21 protein-coding genes, 1 tRNA gene and 1 pseudogene are annotated in these 19,276 nt (G+C 61.7%); 16 read left to right on the forward strand and 7 right to left on the reverse strand.

Annotation, left to right across the window (positions count from 1 at the left end):
* From M1B35_RS00035 to gspM, 14 genes and pseudogenes are all read left to right on the forward strand, one after another.
* Positions 1 to 703: pseudogene (locus M1B35_RS00035) on the forward strand (N-acetylglucosamine-binding protein GbpA); the annotation flags it as partial.
* 97 nt (positions 704 to 800) lie between these two features.
* On the forward strand, positions 801 to 1,277 hold the full coding sequence (locus M1B35_RS00040; RefSeq protein WP_268260836.1) for a cytochrome b: 477 nt from the start codon (positions 801 to 803) through the stop codon (positions 1,275 to 1,277).
* Positions 1,274 to 1,807 (forward strand): type II secretion system protein N, encoded by a 534-nt coding sequence (locus tag M1B35_RS00045; protein ID WP_268260837.1) that lies wholly within the window; start codon positions 1,274 to 1,276, stop codon positions 1,805 to 1,807. The genes M1B35_RS00040 and M1B35_RS00045 overlap by 4 nt, the downstream gene beginning before the upstream one ends.
* Positions 1,808 to 1,821: 14 nt before the next feature.
* Positions 1,822 to 3,525 (forward strand): type II secretion system secretin GspD, encoded by a 1,704-nt coding sequence (gspD, locus tag M1B35_RS00050; protein WP_268260838.1) that lies wholly within the window; start codon positions 1,822 to 1,824, stop codon positions 3,523 to 3,525.
* Positions 3,525 to 3,737 carry a hypothetical protein gene (locus M1B35_RS00055; protein WP_268260839.1) on the forward strand — a complete coding sequence of 71 codons (213 nt, stop codon included), beginning with the start codon at positions 3,525 to 3,527 and terminating at the stop codon, positions 3,735 to 3,737. Before gspD ends, M1B35_RS00055 begins: the two co-directional genes overlap by 1 nt.
* Positions 3,734 to 5,227: a type II secretion system ATPase GspE gene (gene gspE / locus M1B35_RS00060; RefSeq protein ID WP_268260840.1), complete on the forward strand. Its 1,494-nt coding sequence runs from the start codon at positions 3,734 to 3,736 to the stop codon at positions 5,225 to 5,227. Before M1B35_RS00055 ends, gspE begins: the two co-directional genes overlap by 4 nt.
* A 2-nt stretch (positions 5,228 to 5,229) precedes the next feature.
* Positions 5,230 to 6,447: a type II secretion system inner membrane protein GspF gene (gene gspF / locus M1B35_RS00065; RefSeq protein ID WP_268260841.1), complete on the forward strand. Its 1,218-nt coding sequence runs from the start codon at positions 5,230 to 5,232 to the stop codon at positions 6,445 to 6,447.
* A gap of 18 nt (positions 6,448 to 6,465) precedes the next feature.
* Entirely contained in the window at positions 6,466 to 6,900 is a 435-nt protein-coding gene (gene gspG, locus M1B35_RS00070; protein WP_268260842.1) for a type II secretion system major pseudopilin GspG, read from the forward strand.
* 3 nt (positions 6,901 to 6,903) lie between these two features.
* Positions 6,904 to 7,398: a type II secretion system minor pseudopilin GspH gene (gene gspH / locus M1B35_RS00075; protein ID WP_268260843.1), complete on the forward strand. Its 495-nt coding sequence runs from the start codon at positions 6,904 to 6,906 to the stop codon at positions 7,396 to 7,398.
* Positions 7,373 to 7,768 carry a type II secretion system minor pseudopilin GspI gene (gene gspI / locus M1B35_RS00080; RefSeq protein ID WP_425273372.1) on the forward strand — a complete coding sequence of 132 codons (396 nt, stop codon included), beginning with the start codon at positions 7,373 to 7,375 and terminating at the stop codon, positions 7,766 to 7,768. Before gspH ends, gspI begins: the two co-directional genes overlap by 26 nt.
* Entirely contained in the window at positions 7,765 to 8,400 is a 636-nt protein-coding gene (gspJ, locus tag M1B35_RS00085; protein WP_268260845.1) for a type II secretion system minor pseudopilin GspJ, read from the forward strand. The genes gspI and gspJ overlap by 4 nt, the downstream gene beginning before the upstream one ends.
* A complete protein-coding gene (gene gspK, locus M1B35_RS00090; RefSeq protein WP_268260846.1) occupies positions 8,393 to 9,280 on the forward strand; it encodes a type II secretion system minor pseudopilin GspK in 888 nt (295 codons plus the stop codon). Before gspJ ends, gspK begins: the two co-directional genes overlap by 8 nt.
* A gap of 6 nt (positions 9,281 to 9,286) precedes the next feature.
* Entirely contained in the window at positions 9,287 to 10,426 is a 1,140-nt protein-coding gene (gene gspL / locus M1B35_RS00095) for a type II secretion system protein GspL (RefSeq protein WP_268260847.1), read from the forward strand.
* A gap of 2 nt (positions 10,427 to 10,428) precedes the next feature.
* Positions 10,429 to 10,932: a type II secretion system protein GspM gene (gspM, locus tag M1B35_RS00100; RefSeq protein ID WP_268260848.1), complete on the forward strand. Its 504-nt coding sequence runs from the start codon at positions 10,429 to 10,431 to the stop codon at positions 10,930 to 10,932.
* 69 nt (positions 10,933 to 11,001) lie between these two features.
* Here gspM and M1B35_RS00105 read toward each other — a convergent pair whose 3' ends face one another.
* A complete protein-coding gene (locus tag M1B35_RS00105) occupies positions 11,002 to 11,673 on the reverse strand; it encodes a Bax inhibitor-1/YccA family protein (RefSeq protein ID WP_123335899.1) in 672 nt (223 codons plus the stop codon).
* Between the two features lie 122 nt (positions 11,674 to 11,795).
* On the opposite strand from M1B35_RS00105, the gene M1B35_RS00110 reads away from it, so the two are divergent.
* A tRNA-Ser gene (locus tag M1B35_RS00110) sits at positions 11,796 to 11,883 on the forward strand.
* A 271-nt stretch (positions 11,884 to 12,154) separates the two neighbouring features.
* On the opposite strand, the gene M1B35_RS00115 is transcribed toward M1B35_RS00110, so the two are convergent.
* From M1B35_RS00115 to M1B35_RS00125, 3 genes are all read right to left on the reverse strand, one after another.
* Complete coding sequence (locus M1B35_RS00115) at positions 12,155 to 12,622, reverse strand: SUKH-3 domain-containing protein (RefSeq protein ID WP_268260849.1); 468 nt, start codon at positions 12,620 to 12,622, stop codon at positions 12,155 to 12,157.
* A 13-nt stretch (positions 12,623 to 12,635) separates the two neighbouring features.
* On the reverse strand, positions 12,636 to 12,887 hold the full coding sequence (locus M1B35_RS00120; RefSeq protein ID WP_268260850.1) for a hypothetical protein: 252 nt from the start codon (positions 12,885 to 12,887) through the stop codon (positions 12,636 to 12,638).
* 581 nt (positions 12,888 to 13,468) lie between these two features.
* On the reverse strand, positions 13,469 to 13,867 hold the full coding sequence (locus M1B35_RS00125) for a hypothetical protein (RefSeq protein ID WP_185039385.1): 399 nt from the start codon (positions 13,865 to 13,867) through the stop codon (positions 13,469 to 13,471).
* Positions 13,868 to 14,433: 566 nt separating this feature from the next.
* Here M1B35_RS00125 and M1B35_RS00135 point away from each other — a divergent pair.
* Complete coding sequence (locus M1B35_RS00135) at positions 14,434 to 15,861, forward strand: PucR family transcriptional regulator (protein WP_268260851.1); 1,428 nt, start codon at positions 14,434 to 14,436, stop codon at positions 15,859 to 15,861.
* 56 nt (positions 15,862 to 15,917) lie between these two features.
* Here the strand turns inward: M1B35_RS00135 and M1B35_RS00140 are convergent, their stop codons facing one another.
* The 3 genes from M1B35_RS00140 to M1B35_RS00150 all read right to left on the reverse strand — a co-directional run bounded on the left by M1B35_RS00140 (position 15,918) and on the right by M1B35_RS00150 (position 19,240).
* Entirely contained in the window at positions 15,918 to 17,429 is a 1,512-nt protein-coding gene (locus M1B35_RS00140; protein ID WP_123335893.1) for a CoA-acylating methylmalonate-semialdehyde dehydrogenase, read from the reverse strand.
* Between the two features lie 65 nt (positions 17,430 to 17,494).
* Complete coding sequence (locus tag M1B35_RS00145) at positions 17,495 to 17,845, reverse strand: cupin domain-containing protein (protein ID WP_123335891.1); 351 nt, start codon at positions 17,843 to 17,845, stop codon at positions 17,495 to 17,497.
* A gap of 12 nt (positions 17,846 to 17,857) precedes the next feature.
* Positions 17,858 to 19,240: an NAD(P)/FAD-dependent oxidoreductase gene (locus M1B35_RS00150; protein ID WP_123335889.1), complete on the reverse strand. Its 1,383-nt coding sequence runs from the start codon at positions 19,238 to 19,240 to the stop codon at positions 17,858 to 17,860.
* Positions 19,241 to 19,276: the final 36 nt, after the last annotated feature.

Consider the following 19,276-nt stretch of genomic DNA (forward strand, 5'->3'; position numbering starts at 1 on the left):
CGACGTGTGGCCGCGCGAACTGGCGAAGAAGGTCAACGCCGCCAAGCAGGGCTACCAGATGGGCCTGCTCAACGACAAGGACGAAGTGGTGCCGAACTTCGGCAAGAACGACATCCTGGTCAAGCAAGGCAGCGACATCGTCAACGTGATGATCGACAAGGAACAGGCCGCCAAACCGGGCGAACTGGCCATCACCGGCATGCAGCCCGAGTACACCCTGAAGGACGGCAAGGTCGACCTGCACTTCAACGCCATCGCCAAGGGCGGTGACTACACCGTGAAAGCCACGGTGTACAACGCCAAGCAGGAAAGCGTGGCGTTCCAGCAGGCCCCGGCCGGCAACACCCCGCACTTCTCCATGGCCCTCACCGGCCAGAGCCCGGGCAAGTACGACCTGATCGTGGTGGCCACCTCGAAGAAGGGCGACCTGCTGCAACAGACCGCCAGCTTCACCCTCAAGCAGGAACAGAGCAGCGGTGGCGTTGAAGACGGCGGCGAGAACGGTGGCAAGTACGACCACGTGTTCCCTCAGGGCCTGAGCACCTACAAAGCCGGCACCCTGGTCCTGCAGCCTAAAGACGGCAAGACCTACAAGTGCAACCCATTCCCGTACAGCGGCTACTGCATTCAGTGGAACAGCGGTGCCACGGCGTTCGAGCCGGGCGTAGGCGCCAACTGGCAATCGGCCTGGACTCGCCAGTAAGTCACACCTTCGTCAACTCCAGCGTGGCGCCCCGGCGCCACGCTGCCTTTTGCCTGTCATGCCCCCTATGCCTACTTGCAATGACTCAAGACCCCAGGTGCTGCTGCACTGGACCTTCGCCGCCATCATCCTCTGGGCGACAGCGAGCGGGTTCGGCAGCGCCGTACTCGACCTGCCCACGGCCCTCGCCGACGGCATCAGCTTTATCAACGTGTCGTTGACCTTCATGCTGATTCCTCTGCTTGGCCTGAAAATCCTCTGTGCCCTGGACCGTCAACCACCGGCGCACACCCACCGGGCGCTGCGCTGGCTGGCCAAGGCCGGCCACCTGGCGCTCTACCTCACGACCGGCGTGGTCCTGCTCAGCGGTGTGCTGATGATGGAGCGACCGATCAACCTGTTTGGCCTGCTGTCGCTGTACCAGCCGCTGCAGGAACCGCTGCTCACGCGTTTTTTCAACGTCGTGCACCAGCACGCCTGCGTGGCCCTGGCCCTGCTCGGTGCCGGGCACGTGGCCGCCGTCGCGCTGCACCACTGGCGCGCTGAAAAACGCCTGCGGCGCATGGCCCTGTGAACGCCTTGCGCCTTTGCCCGCGCAGCGCCCTACGGGCCGGCGCGTGGCTGTTGCTGCTGAGCTGGCTGGCCTGGCTCGCCCATGACAGCTGGCGGTGGTTGCAGACCCTGGACAGCCGCGGCAACCCGGCAACCGTCCAACCCTCGGCGCCTGCCCATCAGCCGCCAGACACGGCGGCCATCGCCCGCTTGTTCGGAGTGCAAGCCCAGGAGGCCGGCGGCGACCCGCCTGCGGTGCCCCTGACCCTGTTGGCAAGCCTGGTGGAAAGCCGCTCGGAACTGTCCCGGGCGTTGATCGAATCGCCTGAAGGCAGCCGTTTCTACCGCCTCGGCGAGCCCTTGCCCGGGGGCGGCAGCCTGCGTGAGATCGGCACCACCCAGGTGCGTATCCAGCGCTATGGCGAGGAGCAGGCCCTGTCACTGAGCAGCCCTGCCAGCCCTTTGCTGATTCCATTGCCTGCCACCGACGACCGGCCTTCAAGCAACGCCATGCAGGCCGAGCACAGCAGCCCTGTCCCACCTTCCTTGTGACGCCCCAAGACATCATGAAACGAGCATTTATCGCAGGTTCCCTGCTGGCCCTCGGCACGCTGATCGGCCCCCTTCACGCCACTGAAAAACTGCCCCTGGCGCAGCAGTGGACCCTGAACATGAAAGACGCGGAACTGCACGACCTGGTCAACGAAGTCGGGCAGATCACCGGCAAGACGATGATTCTCGACCCGCGCCTGAGCGGCAAGGTGACAGTGCAATCGAGCACCGCCATGGACCAGAAAGGCATCTATTCGCTGTTTCTCACCGCCCTGCGCAGCCAAGGTTACGTGGCCATGGACCAGGGCGATCGGGTGCTGATCCTGCCGGTGGCCGAAGCCAAGACCAAGGCCCATGTCAAAGCCAGCGGAGCCAGTGAAGAGTTCGTGACCCAGGTCATCGAGCTGCACAACGCCAATGCCAGTGAAGTGGCCGCCGCCATGCGCCCGCTGGTGGCTGTGGATGCCTACATGGCACCGTCCACCACCTCCAACGCGCTGATCGTTTCCGACAGCGCCAACAATGTGCAGCGGGTGCGCCAAGTGGTGGAAGAACTGGATAACGCCGGTGGCCGCCAGTTCAACATCCTCCAGCTCAAGCACGCCTGGGCCGGCGATGTGGCCAAGACCCTGAGTGACAGCCTGACCGACAGCAACGGGGCCCAGACCAGCGCCAAGGCGATTGGCGATGCCCGCAGCAACCGCCTGATCCTGGTGGGCCCGGCGCCCATTCGCCAACAGATGCAACGCCTGGCCCAGAGCCTCGACGTACCGAACAATGCCGGTGAAAACGCCCGGGTACGACGCCTCAACCACAGCGATGCGAAAAAACTCGAAGAGCTGCTCAGCGGCATCGGCAAGCGCCTGGAATCCGGCGGCCGCGGTGACGGTCAGAAGCAGGACAACCCAGTGCTGGTGAGCGCCGACGAAAGCCAGAATGCCCTGGTGCTGATGGCCTCGCCGGGGCAACTGGCGACCTTCGAAACCATCATCGACGAACTCGACCAGCCCCGCGCCCAGGTGCTGGTGGAAGCGGCCATCGTCGAAGTCAGCGGCGACATCAACCGGGCGTTGGGCGTGCAGTGGGCCGCCGGCCGTGGCAACTGGGGCGCGGCCAGCAACTTCAACAGCGCCGGTATGACCATCGGCACCCTCTTGGGCAACCTGGAAAGCGGCAAGAGCCCGACTTTGCCGGACGGCGCGGTGATTGGCCTGGGCAGCAGCAACTTCGGTGCGCTGATCACCGCCCTGTCCAGCGACTCCAACAACAACCTGCTGTCCACCCCAAGCCTGCTGACCCTGGACAACGAGCAGGCGGAAATCCTTGTCGGCCAGAACGTGCCATTCCAGACCGGCTCTTACACCACCGATACCGCCGGGGCCAGCAACCCCTTCACCACCGTGGAGCGCAAGGATGTGGGGATCACCTTGAAGGTCACCCCACACATCAATGAAGGCAACTTCCTGCGCCTGAAAGTCGAACAGGAAAGCTCCGAGCTGGCCGCCGCCCCGCCGGGCATCAGCACCAGCGACGTGATCACCAACAAGCGCTCGGTCAAGAGCACCATCCTGGCCAATGACGGGCAGATCATCGTCCTCGGCGGCCTGATCAAGGACAACGTCAAGGTCCAGGTCAGCAAAGTGCCGTTGCTGGGGGATATCCCCTGGGTCGCCGGCTGTTCAGCAGCAGCAAAGAGGTCAACGAGAAGACCAACCTGATGGTGTTCCTGCGCCCGACCCTGCTGCGCAGCAGCGGCCACGCCGACAAGCTCAGCACCCAGAAGTACAACAACCTGCGCTCCCTGCGCACCCTGGACGGCAAGACCCGGGGCCAGTTGCCGCAGAACCCGCACCAGTTGTTCGACGCCAACAGTGACGGCGATCAGGGCCTGATCGACATGCGCGCCACCGACGCGGCGCAACAGCCATGATCACGCCCATCGAAAGCCCGCGCCTGGCCTTTGCCTACGCCCGCCGCCATGGCGTGGTCCTAGAACATCAGGCCCAGGGCGCCGTGCTCTATTGCAGGGCCAATACGCCCTGGTCAGTAATCGCCGAAGTACGCCGCTTCAACGGCGCACCGTTGCGCAGTGAAGTGCTCGACGAACAGGCCTTCGCCCAGCGCCTGGCGACCCACTATCGTGACGGCCAGGATGGCGCCAAGCAGGTGGCCGACGGGTTGGGGGAGCAGTTCGACGAAGAGTTCGACCTGTGCAGCCTGGCCGACCAGTTGCCTAAAACCACTGACCTGATGGAGCAGGAGGACGACGCGCCGATCATCCGCCTGATCAACGCGATCCTCAGCGAGGCGGTGAAAAGCAAGGCTTCCGATGTGCACCTGGAGGCCTTCGAGGAACACCTGTCGGTGCGCCTGCGGGTCGATGGCCTGCTGCGCGAAGTACTGCGGCCCCGGCGCGAGCTGGCGACCCTGCTGGTGTCGCGGATCAAGGTCATGGCCAAGCTCGACATCGCCGAAAAACGCATCCCCCAGGACGGCCGCATTGCCCTGCGCATTGCCGGCCACGAGGTGGATGTGCGGGTCTCGACCCTGCCCTCCAGCCACGGTGAACGGGTGGTGATGCGCCTGCTGGACAAACAGGCCGGGCGCCTCGACTTGGGCCACCTGGGCATGAACCCGCAGGTGCGCCAGCGCCTGGAACACGCCCTGCACAAACCCCACGGCATCCTTCTGGTCACCGGCCCCACCGGCTCGGGCAAGACCACCACCCTGTACGCCGGGCTGGCCAGTCTCAACAGCCTGGAGCGCAACATCCTGACCATCGAGGACCCGGTGGAATACCACCTCACCGGCATCGGCCAGACCCAGGTCAACGCCAAGGTCGACATGACCTTTGCCCGGGGCCTGCGGGCCATCCTGCGCCAAGACCCGGACGTGGTAATGGTGGGTGAGATCCGCGATCGCGAGACCGCAGAAATTGCCGTCCAAGCCTCCCTCACCGGGCACCTGGTGCTCTCGACCCTGCACACCAACAGTGCCATCGGCGCGGTGACCCGGCTGGTGGACATGGGCATCGCACCGTTCATGCTTTGCACCTCGTTGCTGGGGGTGCTGGCCCAGCGCCTGGTGCGCCTGCTGTGCCCCGAGTGCAAGGCGCCCCATGCCGCCGACCCGGCGGCCTGCGAGCGCCTGGGCCTGAGGGTTGAACGCGCGCCGACCTTGTATAGGCCAGTGGGTTGCCCGAGCTGCCAGCAGTCGGGCTATAGCGGCCGCCGGGGAATCTACGAACTGGTGCTGTTCGACGACACCCTGCGCCAGTTGATCCACACCGGCGCCGGTGAATATGACCTGGTGAACCACGCCCGCCAGCACAGCCCCAGCCTGTTCGACGACGGCCAGGCCATGGTGTTGCAGGGGCTGACCAGCCTGGAAGAGTTGTTGCGGGTGACCCAGAGGGACTGAAGATGGCCGCCTACGAATACCTGGCCATGTGCGCCGCCGGGAAAAAATCCAGCGGCGTGCTGGAAGCCGACAGCCCGCGCCAGGCCCGGCAACTGCTGCGGGAGCGGCAATTGATCGCCCTGAAAATCACCGCGACCCAAGGCAAGCGTCGAGGCGCTGCCGGGCCCACAAACACCAGCAGCGGCGGATTGAGCAGCGCCGAGCTGGCCCTGATGACCCGTCAATTGGCGACCCTGGTGCAGGCCTCGCTGCCGCTGGAGGAAGTGCTGGCTGCCGTGGCCGCGCAGTGTGAAAAGCAGCGCCTGAAAAGCATGCTACTGGCGATCCGTGCCCGAGTCCTGGAGGGCTACAGCCTGGCCGTGGCCCTGGGCGGTTACCCCAAGGCCTTTCCCGACCTGTACCGGGCCACGGTGGCTGCGGGCGAACGTTCCGGGCACCTGGATCAGGTGCTGATGAACCTCGCCGACTACACCGAAGCCAGCCAGGCCGCGCGCCAGCAGATCCAGCTGGCCATGCTCTACCCCAGCATCCTCATGGTGGCGGCCATCAGCATCGTCGGCTTTCTCCTGGGCTTCGTGGTGCCGGACGTGATCAAGGTGTTTATCGACAGCGGCCAGGAGCTGCCGCTGTTGACCCGCGGCCTGATCGCCAGCAGCGCCGTGCTGCGGGATTACGGCCTGCTGATGCTGATCCTGGGGGGCCTCGGTTTCACGGCTGCCCGAGTGGCCTTGGGCAAGCCGGGCAACCGGGAGCGCTGGCACGCCCTGGTGCTGCGCCTGCCGCTGATCGGCGGCCTGGTCAGGGCCAGCAACTGCACGCGCTTTGTCAGCACCCTGGCGATTCTCGGACGCAGTGGCGTGCCGCTGCTGGACGCCCTGGCGATTGCCAGTGAAGTGGTGGCCAACCAGAAAATTCGTACCGGTCTGAAAGACATCGTCCGGGGCGTGCGCGAAGGTATCAGCCTGACCCGAGCGCTGGAACTCAACGGCAGTTTCCCGCCGATGATGCTCTACATGATCGCCAGCGGTGAACGCTCCGGCGAGCTGGACAGCATGCTCGAACGCGCCGCCCAGCAGCAGGAACAACAACTGGCCAACCGCATTGCCTTGCTGGTGGGCCTGTTCGAACCGGCGATGCTGGTGTTCATGGGCGCCTCGGTGCTGGTCATCGTGCTGGCGATCCTGATGCCGATCCTCAGCCTGAACCAATTGATTACCTGAACCTGGAAAGCCCCCAACGTGTACGCAGCTAAAAAACAACGCGGTTTCACCCTGATCGAAATCATGGTGGTGGTCGTGATCCTCGGCGTCCTCGCCGCCCTGGTGGTGCCGCAGATCATGAGCCGTCCCGACCAGGCCAAGGCCTCCGCGGCGCAAAGCGACATCAAGGCCATCGCCATGGCCCTGGACATCTACAAGCTCGACAACCACCAGTACCCCAGCAGCCAGCAAGGCCTGCAAGCCTTGGTCAGTAAGCCGGGCGGCACCCCGGCGGCCCGTAACTGGAACCCCGACGGCTACCTCAAGCGCTTGCCCATCGACCCTTGGGGCACCCACTACCAGTACCGGGTACCGGGCACTCGGGGCGGCGCCTACGATCTGTTTTCCTTCGGCGCCGACGGCAAGATCGGCGGCGACGGCCTGAACGCCGAGATCGGCAACTGGGACCGTTGAGCGGTGCACAGGCGCCACGCCCAGGGCTTCACCCTCCTGGAGTTGCTGGTGGTGATCCTGCTGATCGCCCTGACGGCCGGCCTGGTGGGTCTGGTCAATCCCGACTCCGGACCGCGCCAGGCACGCCAGGAAGCCCAGCGCCTGCAAGCCCTGCTGCAGTTGCTGCGCCAGGAAGCGGTGCTGGGCTACCAGGACTACGGCCTGCGCATCGAACCTGACGGCTACGCGGTGCAGCGCCTGGATGACCGGGGGCACTGGCAGGCGGCGGCGGAGTTTCGTGCCCATCGCCTGCCCGACTCCTTGCGCCTGCGCCTGGAAGTGCCCGAAGCCGGGCCGAGCCTGGGCCGCACCCCTGGCCGCCCAGGCTTGCCCCAACTGCTGGTGCTCTCCAGCGATGAAACCAGCGCCTACACCGTGTGGATCGAGTACCGCCATCAGGCGCTGCTGAGTCTTTCCAGCGACGGCATACAGGATGTGCAACTTGCAACCCAGGACTGACTCAGGCTTCACCCTGCTGGAAGTGATGGTGGCCCTGGCGATTTTCGCCACCCTGTCCATCGCCCTGTTCAGCGCGGTGCAACACATCGCCGTGAACAGCGCCAACCTGGCCGAACGCACCCAGGCCTTGTGGATCGCCGACAACCGCATGAATGAACTGCGGGCCGGCATGCACCCCGTACACACGCGCCACACACAAGAGCGCGTGGCGTTCGGCGGCCGCAGCTGGTGGCTGTTCAGCGATGTCGAGGCCGCACCCGACGCCCGCTTGTTGAAGATCGAACTGCGGGTCTCCGCCGAAGCCAACCCGCAACGCGCCCGCCAGTACAGCCGCGCACGGCTGCTCGGCTACATCGAGGTCCGACCATGAAGCAACAGGGTTTCACCCTGCTGGAGGTGGTCGTGGCCATCGCCCTGTTCAGTCTGCTGGGCCTGGCCAGCTATCAATTGCTCGACCGGGTAATGCGCAGCGACCAGCGCATCGGCCTGCATGAGCAGCAACTGCGGGACCTGCAACGGGCCATGAGCCTGTTCGAGCGGGACCTGGTGCAAGCTCGCCGCCAGCCCCTGGTGGACGATCCCAGCCACAGCCAGGCATTGCTCAGCCAGCCCGACGGCCTCCGCCTGGTGCGTGGCGGCTGGAGCAACCCGCTGGAGCATGCCCGGAGCAATCTGTTGCAGGTCAGCCATCGCTGGCAGGACGGCGTGTGGCTGCGGGAAACCCGCGCCCTGTCGCAACCCATGGCGGTCCCCGGCGCCCAGCAACGCCCCGCAGGCCCCAGCAGCCAACAACAGCAACTGCTCAGCGGCGTGCAACTCAAGTACCTGCGCTACATCGACAGCCTTGGCCAGGCCCATGAGCACTGGCCGGTGGGCAGCGAAAGCCTGAGCCTGCCGGCGGCGCTGGAGATTGAACTGGATGCGCCGGGCTATCCCCAGGTACGCCGGGTGATCCTGCTGCCCGGTGGCCTCGATACTGACGCGGAGCCCGGCCATGACTAGCCCGGCCGGGCAACGGGGCGTGGCCCTGCTTAGCGTGTTGCTGATCACCGCCCTGGTGACCCTGGTGGTGAGCAATATGCTGGCCCGGCAGCGACTGAACCTACACAGCAGTAGCAACCTGCTGCAACAGCAACAGCTGTGGAATCTGGCCTTGAGCGGTGAAAGCTGGGCCCGCCAGCAACTGCTGGAAGACGCCCGCAGTGAAGGCGGCCTGCGGGTGACCCACCGTGGCCAGCGCTGGGCGCAACCGGCGCCGCTGTTCGAGATCGACGGCGGGCGCATTCACATTCAACTGGAAGACCTGAGTGCCCGGCTCAACCTCAACAGCCTGCGCCAGGGCAATGACCTGAACCTGCGAGCCCGCTACCAGCGCTTGCTGGCCCAGCAAGGCATCCGCGCCCATGACCCGGCGCTGCTGATGGGCCGGACTCATCGCGACGGTGCACCGCTGCCCTTGAGCGACCTCACCGAACTTCGGCAACTGCCCCAGGTGGACAGCCAGGTGCTGCAACTGCTCGAACCCTGGGTCGGTGCCTTCGACAACAGCGCGATCAACGTCAACACCACCCGCGCCGAGGTTCTGGCCAGTATCGAAGGCATCGACCTGCCGACGGCTCGCACCCTGGCCAACTCGCGCCCGAGCAAGGGCTACCCCGACGTGGCGGCGTTTCTCGCCAACCCGATGCTCCAGGGCCGCGATATCAGCCCCCAGGGGCTGGGGGTCGGCAGTCGGCAGTTTCGCGCCACCATCGACGTCGAACAGGGCCAGCGCCGGCTGCGGCTGGTCAGCGACCTGCGGGTGGTGGATGCCGAGAACGTGCGGGTTCAGCAGCGCACGCTGCTGCCCAGCCCACCTCCCGATCAATCGAAGACCGAGTAAATCGACATGAGCCAGTGGCTTTACCTTTCACCCCACGCCACCGGGGCGACGCCATGGCGCTGTTTCTGGTGGCAGGCCGACGGCCCCCTGCATCAGGGCAACCTGGAGCAGGCCGCAGCGGACCTGAACCTGCAGCGTTTGACCCTGCTGCTGCCCATGGAAATGGCCAGCCATCATCAGGTCAGCGTGCCCGCACGCAGCGGTCGCTGGCTGCGCCAGGCGCTGCACAGCGCCCTGGAAGAGCAACTGATCGATGAGCTGGACAGCCTGCACCTGGCCCATGGACCGCTCAAAGGCAAACGCCATTGCCCGGTGCTGGCGGTCAATCGCGAGCGCCTGAGCCACTGCCTGGCACAATTGGCTCGGTTCGGGTTACGGCCTTCACGCATTCATATCGACGCCGACTGCCTGCCCCAGGATCAACCCCGGGCCCTGGCCTGGGACAGCCGCTGGCTGCTGGGGGGCAGCGCGCCCCTGCGCCAGGCCCTGGGAGACACCGAGTTGCGGGCGCTGGCGCCGTTGCTGCCCACAGACCTGCACTGGCAAGGGCCTTGCGCCCCGGCCCTCCCCGGCATTGACGTCCAAGGCTGGCACGCCGATGAGCGCCCATGGGACTGCCTGAGCCAGGGCACGCCACAGGCCATCAACCTGCGTCAGGGTGAGTTCCGGTTACATGCCCCGCAGACGCCGGCCTGGCGTCTGGCCTTGCTGATGGCGGTGATTGTGGGGAGCGCGCACCTGCTGCAAAGCATCGGCCAGCGCGAGTACCTGGATCGCCAGAGCGACCAACAGCAGGCGCAAAGCCAGGCGCTGTGGCAACAGCGGTTTCCCAGCGAGGGCCCGGTCAGCGACCTGGCCGCGCAAATCCGCGCCAAGCAACAACCGCAGGTGGCGAAAATCACCGGCAGCGCCGGCCAGCTGTCGCGGTTGGCTGAACACTGGAGTGCCAGCCACGGTGCCCTGGCGCGGGTCCATCGCCTCGATTACCAGGCTGGCGAAGGCTGGAGCCTGCATATCAGCGCGCCGGCCTTCTCCGACCTGCAACAACTGCGCGAGGGCCTGATTGCACAGGGCCTGGACGCCCGTACTGAATCCTCCGTGCGCAACGCCCAAGGGGTCAGCGCGCAATTGCAGATCAAGGAGTGAACATGCCCCGAACCGCACGGAATACATCGCCCCTGCCCCGCCTGCGCCAGCACGTCCTAGGGCACTGGCGGCGCCTGGCCAAACGGGAGCAACGGGCCCTTCAGGGGCTGGCCCTGTTCAGCGGCGCGACCCTGTTTTATCTGCTGCTCTGGCAGCCACAACAGCAAGCCCTGCTGCGAGCAGAGCAACGCTTTATCGAGGTCACCGACTTGCATCAACAGCTTCAACAACTGCCCGCCACCCTCCCGGTTCACGCCACACCTGCTATTACCGCCGAGGCCCTGCCCGGCCTGCTGGCCCGCTCCAGCAGCCAGGCCGGCCTCAACCTGGAACGCATGGACCATGACGCCCCGGGCCAGATCAACCTGGCCCTGGAAGGCCCCTTGAGTAGCCTGATCAGTTGGATCGACCAATTGGAACAGCAACAAGTCCAGGTGCAATCGTTTTCCATCGAGGTCAACCAGGACGCCGTGGCCAGCGCACGCTTGCAAGTGCAGACCCCTTGACCCTCGACAGGAAACCCAGACAGCAAAAAGCCCGCCGAAGCGGGCTTTTTTATGGGCTCAACGCTGAGATCAGTCGTCCCGGCTCATGATGCCGAACAGCTGCAACAAGCTGACGAACAGGTTGTAGATCGATACATACAGGCTGATGGTGGCCATGATGTAGTTGCGCTCGCCGCCGTGGATGATGGCGCTGGTCTGGAACAGGATGCAGACCGAGGAGAACAGCACGAAACCGGCGCTGATCGCCAACTGCAGGCCGCTGATCTGGAAGAAGAAGCTAGCCAGCACCGCACCCATCAACACGAAGAAGCCGGCGGTGATGAAGCCACCCAGGAAGCTCATGTCCTTGCGGGTGATCAGCACGTAAGCCGACAGGCCACCGAATACCAGGGCCGTCATGGCAAACGCCGAGCTGACCACTTCAGCGCCGCCCTGCATACCCAGGTAGCGGTTGAGGATCGGGCCCAGCAGGAAGCCCATGAAACCGGTCAGGGCAAACGCCGACACCAGGCCCCAGGCCGAATCACGAAGTTTGTTGGTGAGGAAGAACAGACCGTAGAAACCGATCAGCACCACGAAAATGTTCGGGTAACCCACGCGCATCTGCTGAGCTACAAATGCCATGACACCGCTGAACGCCAGGGTGAGAGCGAGCAAACCGTAAGTGTTGCGCAGGACGCGGCTAACCTCTAGCTGCTCAGCCTGCACGCCGTTATTAACTGCGTAATCCTGTTCGCGCATGGCGACACTCCTATTGGGTTGAAACATTCAGTGGCGGGATCATAGCAGACGCTCTGCAAGACGCGATGCAGAGAGTTTGACAGTGTGTTTCATTCGGGTATTATGGCGCCCGCAATGCAAGTGGAGGTGTGGCCGAGTGGTTTAAGGCAGCGGTCTTGAAAACCGCCGACTGTAACAGGTCCTAGAGTTCGAATCTCTACGCCTCCGCCATATTTCAAACGACAAAGCCCTGATTATTCAGGGCTTTGTCGTTTCTGGCTTTTGAGATTTCTACTCCCGCCTTTGCACATCGCTTCCGCTTCTTTTTGGCAATTTCCGCAACTCGCCCTCATAAATCCATTTAAACGACCAGCTCTCACCCATCTCCGGCGTCCTGCAGATCGCACGAAGTGGGTATTTTTTGAATCTGAGCGGGCGCAGGCAAACGATTTTTTCGATCGCCAATGTAGACCGGGGCTTTCGTGCGCGGCAGCGGCACGACTCAAATATCCGGTATCGCGCCCGGTACGGCCAGTTGCACCGACTCACCGGCCTTACGCCCAAATATCAGAGTTTCCATGGCTTTAACAAAGGTCTTTCCCTGTATCCAGAACCCATCATGGATAAGACTCAAGACGTAGCAGTGCCCCTGCTCGTCCATCAACAGCGCGCCGTGGCCATGATGGATTTCGGCGATGCTCACCAAAGTACTGCCCAGGCGTTGCTGCCACTCAATGAGTTCCTCGCTTCCATGCAGATGTTCAAAGGTGCCGAATTCGACATCGCTAGTAGCGCACTCCTCACCTGCACCGCAGGTTCCCACATGAAGCCCGGCGAGCTGTTCAAGCAGGGCCGCGGCCGGGTGTGCGGGAGGGACGAAGCCCGGCAGTGGTTCGGTGCAGGTGGTAGGCCAGCCTGCGGCCAAAAACAGTGAAAGTAGGCTCTCTGGAAGCTCGATCAGCGGGGGCATGTTCAGTACCCGCTCACGATTTAACTACGCTGCTATTGAGTGCTATAAAGTCCACATTCGCTTCATAGTCGAAGTCTTCAACTATATCTTGAAGGTGCATATGCTCAAGGCCATTCGTTGACATTTCATATGATGCATTAATTAGAAAAACACCAAGCTCTCTAATCGTTTGTGAATCAGCAAGAATCGAAACCTCATCCAGCCGGATATTTTTATCACTCCCGGCAGCCGTTCCGTACACAGTGAATTTATTCAGTTTTTTCATAGATTGAAACCTTGACCCCGAAGATATTCCTTTTCTTTCCGTGTGGGTTCAGAGACGCTACTCCGCGCAGCATGCCTATGAACCCCATCCTTGCTAACTACAACTTCAAACTTTCTTTTCTTGCATCGGCAGTGATGCATGAACCTGTTGGTTCGCATTTCCCACATGCGGTGTAGTCTATTCGAATTTGACCATTGCCAACAGGCTCCCAACAACCAGACTTTGCTACCCCAAATCGGGTCAATCCAATTTGCTGGATTTGGAGCATATGCATAAAAACTCAAACCGCCGACATAGCGGATAGAATCTCCTTATAGCTCCATAAAAAATTGATTCTACAGACGCAGGGGACTAATTATGCTCGCCGGGCACCATTTCAAAAATAATTTTGCGAACCCATTTCTGACGCTGGCAGTACCTAAGGCTGTGGCGCGATTAGGCGATTTACAGTTTTGCAATCGGGCTTAATTGAATATTTTTTCTCGACCACAAGAATAATGGTACTGCCAAAAATCGCGAGCCTACTTGACACCAAGAACTTTAAATTGACTCAGGAAATTTAAAGCTCGTAATTTTTCAGATCAACCCTCAAACTCATAAACCTCAATATCACGACCAATAATATACAGATCTCCATCTTGTCGTATTTCATCAACCGATGATGGATCAGCATCCAAAGCGTAATTCCCATCAATATCGACGCACCAATAATCGTCAAACCTTAACAACCGAACCCCTGAACAAATTGAATTAAATTGACACCCTCTAACTTTCGCACTCAACTCTTCAACACCACTAACAACCACTTTAACCCTCTTCCATACATTGCCATCAACTCGATGATCTCTTGCATGAAATAAAACCTGCGCTGCGAGTTTCTCACCTGGCAGGTAATTAAACTCAAACGACAATAGCAACCCATCTTCGAAACGATGAAAAGCTTGCAATATCTCACTTATTTTTTCTGCAGACTCTGACATTCTCATTTACCTATAGGTGTCGAATTTTTTATGCCGTCGGGTATCTTCGCCTCCGCCTTATTTCAAACGACAAAGCCCTGATTATTCAGCGCTTTGTCGTTTCCGGGATTCGTCATTTCTGCCGCGTCATTTCTATATCGTCTGCGCATCATTACGATGCATTTGCGCAACCCTCCCCTTTCAATACCCTTTCTTCAGCGGCCTTCCAGGTACCAGCGAAACGACTGTTGCATGTGACCTTGCCATCAAAACAAGTGCCGCGTATCGGTGGATCGATACGATTGAGCAGACTATCCCAGATGCAAACTCCCTAGCGCGTGATGCCGGGCGCAGCGGTTACATGGACGCTAATTAGCTTGCTCCGAGTGTTCTTCGGTTTGGCAACACAGTCATAGTCAACGGTGCCAGAAACGTTTACCCGTGCGTCGTCAAAACCCATCAAAGCCTTCTTCAGACAGGCCAGCCCCAGGAATTACCTCCTGATCATGGCTCCATCCGCACCCACCCGGTACCATTCCGAATCCTAATCGCACACTGGTATGACCATGCTCACAGTTCAGGATCTGATGAATATCGAACTGCTGAAACTATTACCAGTCGCCGGCTTGGCCGGCGTTAACAGGCATATCACCTGGGCCCATGCGGTTGACCTGCCCGACCCGTGGCGCTGGATTTCACCCGGCGACCTGGTCATGACCACCGGGCTGGGTATTCCCACCGCGCCACTGGACCAGGTCACGTGGCTGCAGCAACTGGTGCAGAGCAGCGCCAGCGCATTGGTTGTCGCTCCCCGCCCAGATGCACCGCAACTCTCGCAGCCGTTTCTGGAGGCCGCGGATCGTCTTCTGTTTCCCGTGCTGCAAGCCAGTTTCGATCTCGAATTCGTGAAGCTCTCGCACTACGTAATTGAAAGTGTCCTCCAGGCCCAGCGCGAACGCTTCAATGCCAGTGAACGTCTGTTCCAGACCTACGCCGAAGCGCTGCACAAAGCGCCCGACATGGCCGGTCGCCTGTCCATCCTTGCCAACTCACTCAATCTGACGCTGGCCATTGAGGACGTACAAAGTGGCAACACCATACTCGACACCGGATGGACCACAAAACAGGCGCCAGAGCAGGTCGAGCGCATCCCGATCGGTGGTCGCACGCGTGCAGCTTTGAGGATGGCCCACACTGGCAAACGCACACAGGGTGACTCCATTCTGGTGCGGTCGTTGATCGGCCTGCTCGGCGTGGAGCTTGAGCGACTGATGATCTATCGCGATCAACAACGTGAAGAGGGCGCGGCCTTGCTGCGCAGCCTGCTGGAGAACGAGACGGAATTGACGCTCGCTCGTCCGCTTCTGGAACGCCGCAGCCTTGACGGCACGTTGGTGAGCCTAGCGATCCAGCCTGACGTCAATGGCCCTTGGTCTGCGAGCGAGATCCATCAGGCCCCACCCGTGCACCACTCAACGCCATTGCTGTTGGCGGACAAAGGTCTGCTGCTGGCCCTGTGCCGGGACGACATCGAAGCGATCGATTCCCTGCGAGTTAATCTTGGCGCAGGCACAGTGATCGGCATCAGCGGGCCCATCGCAATGGCCACGGGCTTTCGCGAAAGCGTTCGCCAAGCGCGCCTGGCACTGACCCAGGCTGAAGAACTTGGCGCAACGGCACTGCGTTATGGGGAAGCCGAGACCGGGCTGATCATGGCGCCTAAATCCCTGGCGGAAGCCCGGGCACTGGTCGGTCGCTACCTCGGTCCGCTCATTGAGCACGACCGTGTGCAGGGCGCGGCGCTGTTGCAGACGCTCATAACCTTCCTCGAAAACGACGGCAACTGGAAAGCCACCGCCGTGGATCTTGGCGTGCATCGACAAACGCTCGTCTATCGACTCAAGCAGGTGGAACAATTGACCGGCATCAAACCCACCACCACTCAAGGCATAGCGCGCTTCTGGATTGCGATCCAGGCCGGCAAGAGCACCGAACTGTTCGAGGACCATCACTGAAATGCAAACGCCCGCCTGCGTGGGCGGGGCCGTTTGCGTTCAACTAGCGCAACGCGTCAGTGACTGGTCGGCATTGCGAACTCCGCGCCCTTGGCAATCGACTGCGGCCAGCGTTGCATGATGCTCTTCTGGCGGGTGTAGAAACGCACCCCCTCCTCTCCGTACGCATGCATATCTCCGAATAGGCTTTTCTTCCAGCCGCCGAAACCGTGCCAGGCCATGGGCACTGGGATCGGCACATTGATGCCAACCATACCAACCTGGATCCGGCGGCCGAACTCGCGGGCGATGTGGCCGTCACGGGTATAGCAGCTCACACCATTACCGAATTCGTGGTCATTGATCAGTTGCACCGCCTCAGCGAAATCCCTGACCCGGATGCACGCGAGCACCGGACCGAAGATCTCTTCCTTGTATATGCGCATGGAGGGGGTGACATCATCGAACAACGTACCGCCCATCCAGAAGCCGTCACCGCAGCCTTCGCCAGCAGCCTCGCCGTTGAAACCCCGGCCATCGACCAGCAGCGTCGCGCCTTCCTTGATGCCCTGCTCGATATAGCCGGTGATGCGTTCGTGGGCAGCACGCGTCACTATCGGCCCCATCTCGGCGTCCAGATTGGTACCGTCAAGCACCTTCAGCGTGCGGGTGCGTTCGATCAGTTTGGGCATGACCTTGTCGGCCGTTTCGTCGCCCACGAACACCGCAACGCTGATTGCCATGCAGCGCTCGCCCGCTGACCCGTAGGCCGCGCCAATCAATGCGTCGACGACTTGGTCAATATCCGCGTCGGGCATCACCACCAAGTGATTCTTGGCCCCGCCCAACGCCTGGACACGTTTGCCGTGGTGGGCGCCGACCTCATAGATGTGGTTGGCAATGGGCGTGGAACCGACGAAGGAAATCGCCTGCACGTCGGGGTGTTCGAGCAGCGCGTTCACTGCCTCCTTGTCACCTTGCACAACGTTGAATACGCCGTCCGGCAGGCCGGCCTTTTTGAGCAGCTCGGCAATGAACAGGCTCGGGCTCGGGTCGATGGGGCTGGGCTTGAGCACGAAGGTGTTCCCGGTCGCCAATGCCACCGGGAACATCCACATCGGCACCATGACCGGGAAGTTAAACGGTGTGACACCGGCCACCACACCGAGCGGTTGGCGCAGCGTCCAGTTGTCGATGTTGGTACTGACCTGATCGGTGAAGTCGGTCTTGAGCAATTGTGGCGCGCCGCAGGCGAACTCGACGATCTCGATGCCGCGCATGACTTCGCCTTGGGCGTCGGTGAAGACCTTGCCGTGCTCAGCGGTGATCAACCGGGCCAGGTCGTCACGGTGTTCGTTGAGCAGCGCCAGAAATTTGTTGAGCACTCGTGAACGGCGCAACGGCGACAGGTTGCTCCAGGCCGGGAACGCCGCCTTGGCGCTAGCGACGGCGGAATCCACGTCGGCATGGCTGGCCAGTTGGACCGTGCCGGTAACAACACCGGTCGCGGGGTTGTAGACCGGCTGTTGCTGGCCGCTGGTCGCTTGCGTACGAGTGCCGGAGATCCAGTTTGTAATGGAGTGGGTCATGGATTTTCTCTCAATCTTGAATGATGCGCAGAGGGGCGTGTGTCGTCGTCGGGGGAACCGGTAGATCAATAGATCGCATAGACCTTCCTGACCGTCTCGAGCACATCCCAGCGTCCGGTCCAGCCAGGCGGCAGGATGATCAGGTCGCCGCCGGTCACCAGCACCTCTTCACCGGAAGAGTCATCGGTTAACACCGCGCGGCCCGAGAGGATGTAAGTGAATTCGGTGTCAGGACGATCGACCACCGGCCACCCGCCGGGCTGGCACTCCCAGACACCGAGGTTGCCCACGGCCTCGGGTGCCAGTTGCTGGAGCGCAATCTGTGGGTCGCCTTTGTCCGCGCCAGCACGCTGGCCCGCAGGTTTTAACGGCAGCGACTCGATGGCGGCAGCCTTGATAATCGTGAAAGTTGTCACAGCATTCTCCTGTTAATGCGCACCGGTCAGCTTTTCAAGCAACTTCGCAGTACGGGATGGACGGTGGGTGATGCGCTCTTCGAAATCGCTCAGCGAGGCGGCGGCGAGGCCACCGTTGATACCGATCCAGCGCAGTGGCTCAGGCTCCCACGATGGCGAGCGATGATTGACGAAAGGCAATGCGTTGATGTCTTCGTCTTGTTCCAGAATCAGATTGCGCAGGACACGCCCAGCCAGGTTGCTGGTGGCGACGCCATCGCCAACGTAGTTGCCGGCCCATGCAATGCGGTTCTTGCGATCCATGCTCACCGTCGGGCACCAGTCACGAGAAACACCGAGTGCGCCACCCCAACGATGGCTGATGCGTGCGTCCGCCAGCGCCGGGAAAAACTCGATCAGCGTCTCGTGGATCTTGCTATGCACGTTGTCCACCAAATCGGCCTGCTCGGTTATCCGTGAGCCCCATTGATAGGGAGCACCGCGACCACCGAACACCAGGCGCCCTTCTGCCGTCACCTGTGCGTAAACGCGCAGGTGACGCATGTCATTGAAGGCCAGACGATGATTGAGGTTTAACCGGGCGAGCAGGTCTCGCGGTAAGGGCTCCGTGGCCAGTACCAGTGAGTACAGCGGGATGACGAAACGCGAGTAGCCAGGTTGTTGCGAGGTGAAGGCCTCTGTGGCACGCACGGTGAACCCTGCCCTCACCGAACCCTGCGCCGTGCGGACCACCCCTGGCGCTTGCTCTGTGACGGCTGAGCCTTCATAGATCTTCGCCCCCATCCGCTCGACCAGCTTCGCCAGACCACGCACCAGTTTTCCAGGGTGAATCAGCGCGCAATGCTCGGTGTACAGCCCGCCCAACACACCATGGGCGCCGAGCCTGGCGCTGGCTTGCGCCGCATCCAGAGCCTGCCACTGGTCCGGTAAACCAAAGCGCGTCGACGCGTCGACCGTTGCCCGCACCCGTTCAAGCTGCGGTGCACTCCGGGCCAGCGAGAGGAAGCCCTGCTTGGCGTAGTCCGCCTCGACGCCTTCGAGGTTGAGCACCCGACCGATTTCATCGACCGTATCATTCATGGCAAACTGCAGATTCAGCGCAGCCTGGTGGGAATACATCTGCGCCACCCGGTCCAGGGAAATCGGGAAAATCGCCGATGCCCACCCGCCATTACGTCCGGAGGCGCCGAAGCCGACCTGGTGTTTTTCCAACAGCACCACGCGCAGAGACGGATCACTTTTGAGCAGGTAATACGCCGTCCACAGTCCTGTGTACCCCGCGCCGATGATGACGACATCGGCTTGCTCTGTGTTTTCCAAGCGCTCGCGATGCTCACTAGCCTCGAACCAAAGCGGCTGATTGGGCAACTGGGTCAAATCAAATTTCGCTGACATTTATTGGCTTCCTACCCTGAACATGGGGCCCATCTG

It is taken from the genome of Pseudomonas morbosilactucae, assembly GCF_023241665.1.
Taxonomy (GTDB): Bacteria; Pseudomonadota; Gammaproteobacteria; order Pseudomonadales; family Pseudomonadaceae; genus Aquipseudomonas; species Aquipseudomonas morbosilactucae.

Excerpts from the sequence above, each read along its gene's own strand:
- gspD (WP_268260838.1), top strand. The coding sequence starts at position 1,822 with ATGAAACGAGCATTTATCGCAGGTTCCCTGCTGGCCCTCGGCACGCTG.
- M1B35_RS00055 (WP_268260839.1), top strand. The coding sequence starts at position 3,525 with ATGGTGTTCCTGCGCCCGACCCTGCTGCGCAGCAGCGGCCACGCCGAC.
- gspE (WP_268260840.1), top strand. The coding sequence starts at position 3,734 with ATGATCACGCCCATCGAAAGCCCGCGCCTGGCCTTTGCCTACGCCCGC.
- gspF (WP_268260841.1), top strand. The coding sequence starts at position 5,230 with ATGGCCGCCTACGAATACCTGGCCATGTGCGCCGCCGGGAAAAAATCC.
- gspI (WP_425273372.1), top strand. The coding sequence starts at position 7,373 with ATGTGCAACTTGCAACCCAGGACTGACTCAGGCTTCACCCTGCTGGAA.
- gspJ (WP_268260845.1), top strand. The coding sequence starts at position 7,765 with ATGAAGCAACAGGGTTTCACCCTGCTGGAGGTGGTCGTGGCCATCGCC.
- gspK (WP_268260846.1), top strand. The coding sequence starts at position 8,393 with ATGACTAGCCCGGCCGGGCAACGGGGCGTGGCCCTGCTTAGCGTGTTG.
- gspL (WP_268260847.1), top strand. The coding sequence starts at position 9,287 with ATGAGCCAGTGGCTTTACCTTTCACCCCACGCCACCGGGGCGACGCCA.
- gspM (WP_268260848.1), top strand. The coding sequence starts at position 10,429 with ATGCCCCGAACCGCACGGAATACATCGCCCCTGCCCCGCCTGCGCCAG.
- M1B35_RS00105 (WP_123335899.1), bottom strand. The coding sequence starts at position 11,673 with ATGCGCGAACAGGATTACGCAGTTAATAACGGCGTGCAGGCTGAGCAG.
- M1B35_RS00115 (WP_268260849.1), bottom strand. The coding sequence starts at position 12,622 with ATGCCCCCGCTGATCGAGCTTCCAGAGAGCCTACTTTCACTGTTTTTG.
- M1B35_RS00120 (WP_268260850.1), bottom strand. The coding sequence starts at position 12,887 with ATGAAAAAACTGAATAAATTCACTGTGTACGGAACGGCTGCCGGGAGT.
- M1B35_RS00125 (WP_185039385.1), bottom strand. The coding sequence starts at position 13,867 with ATGTCAGAGTCTGCAGAAAAAATAAGTGAGATATTGCAAGCTTTTCAT.
- M1B35_RS00135 (WP_268260851.1), top strand. The coding sequence starts at position 14,434 with ATGAATATCGAACTGCTGAAACTATTACCAGTCGCCGGCTTGGCCGGC.
- M1B35_RS00140 (WP_123335893.1), bottom strand. The coding sequence starts at position 17,429 with ATGACCCACTCCATTACAAACTGGATCTCCGGCACTCGTACGCAAGCG.
- M1B35_RS00150 (WP_123335889.1), bottom strand. The coding sequence starts at position 19,240 with ATGTCAGCGAAATTTGATTTGACCCAGTTGCCCAATCAGCCGCTTTGG.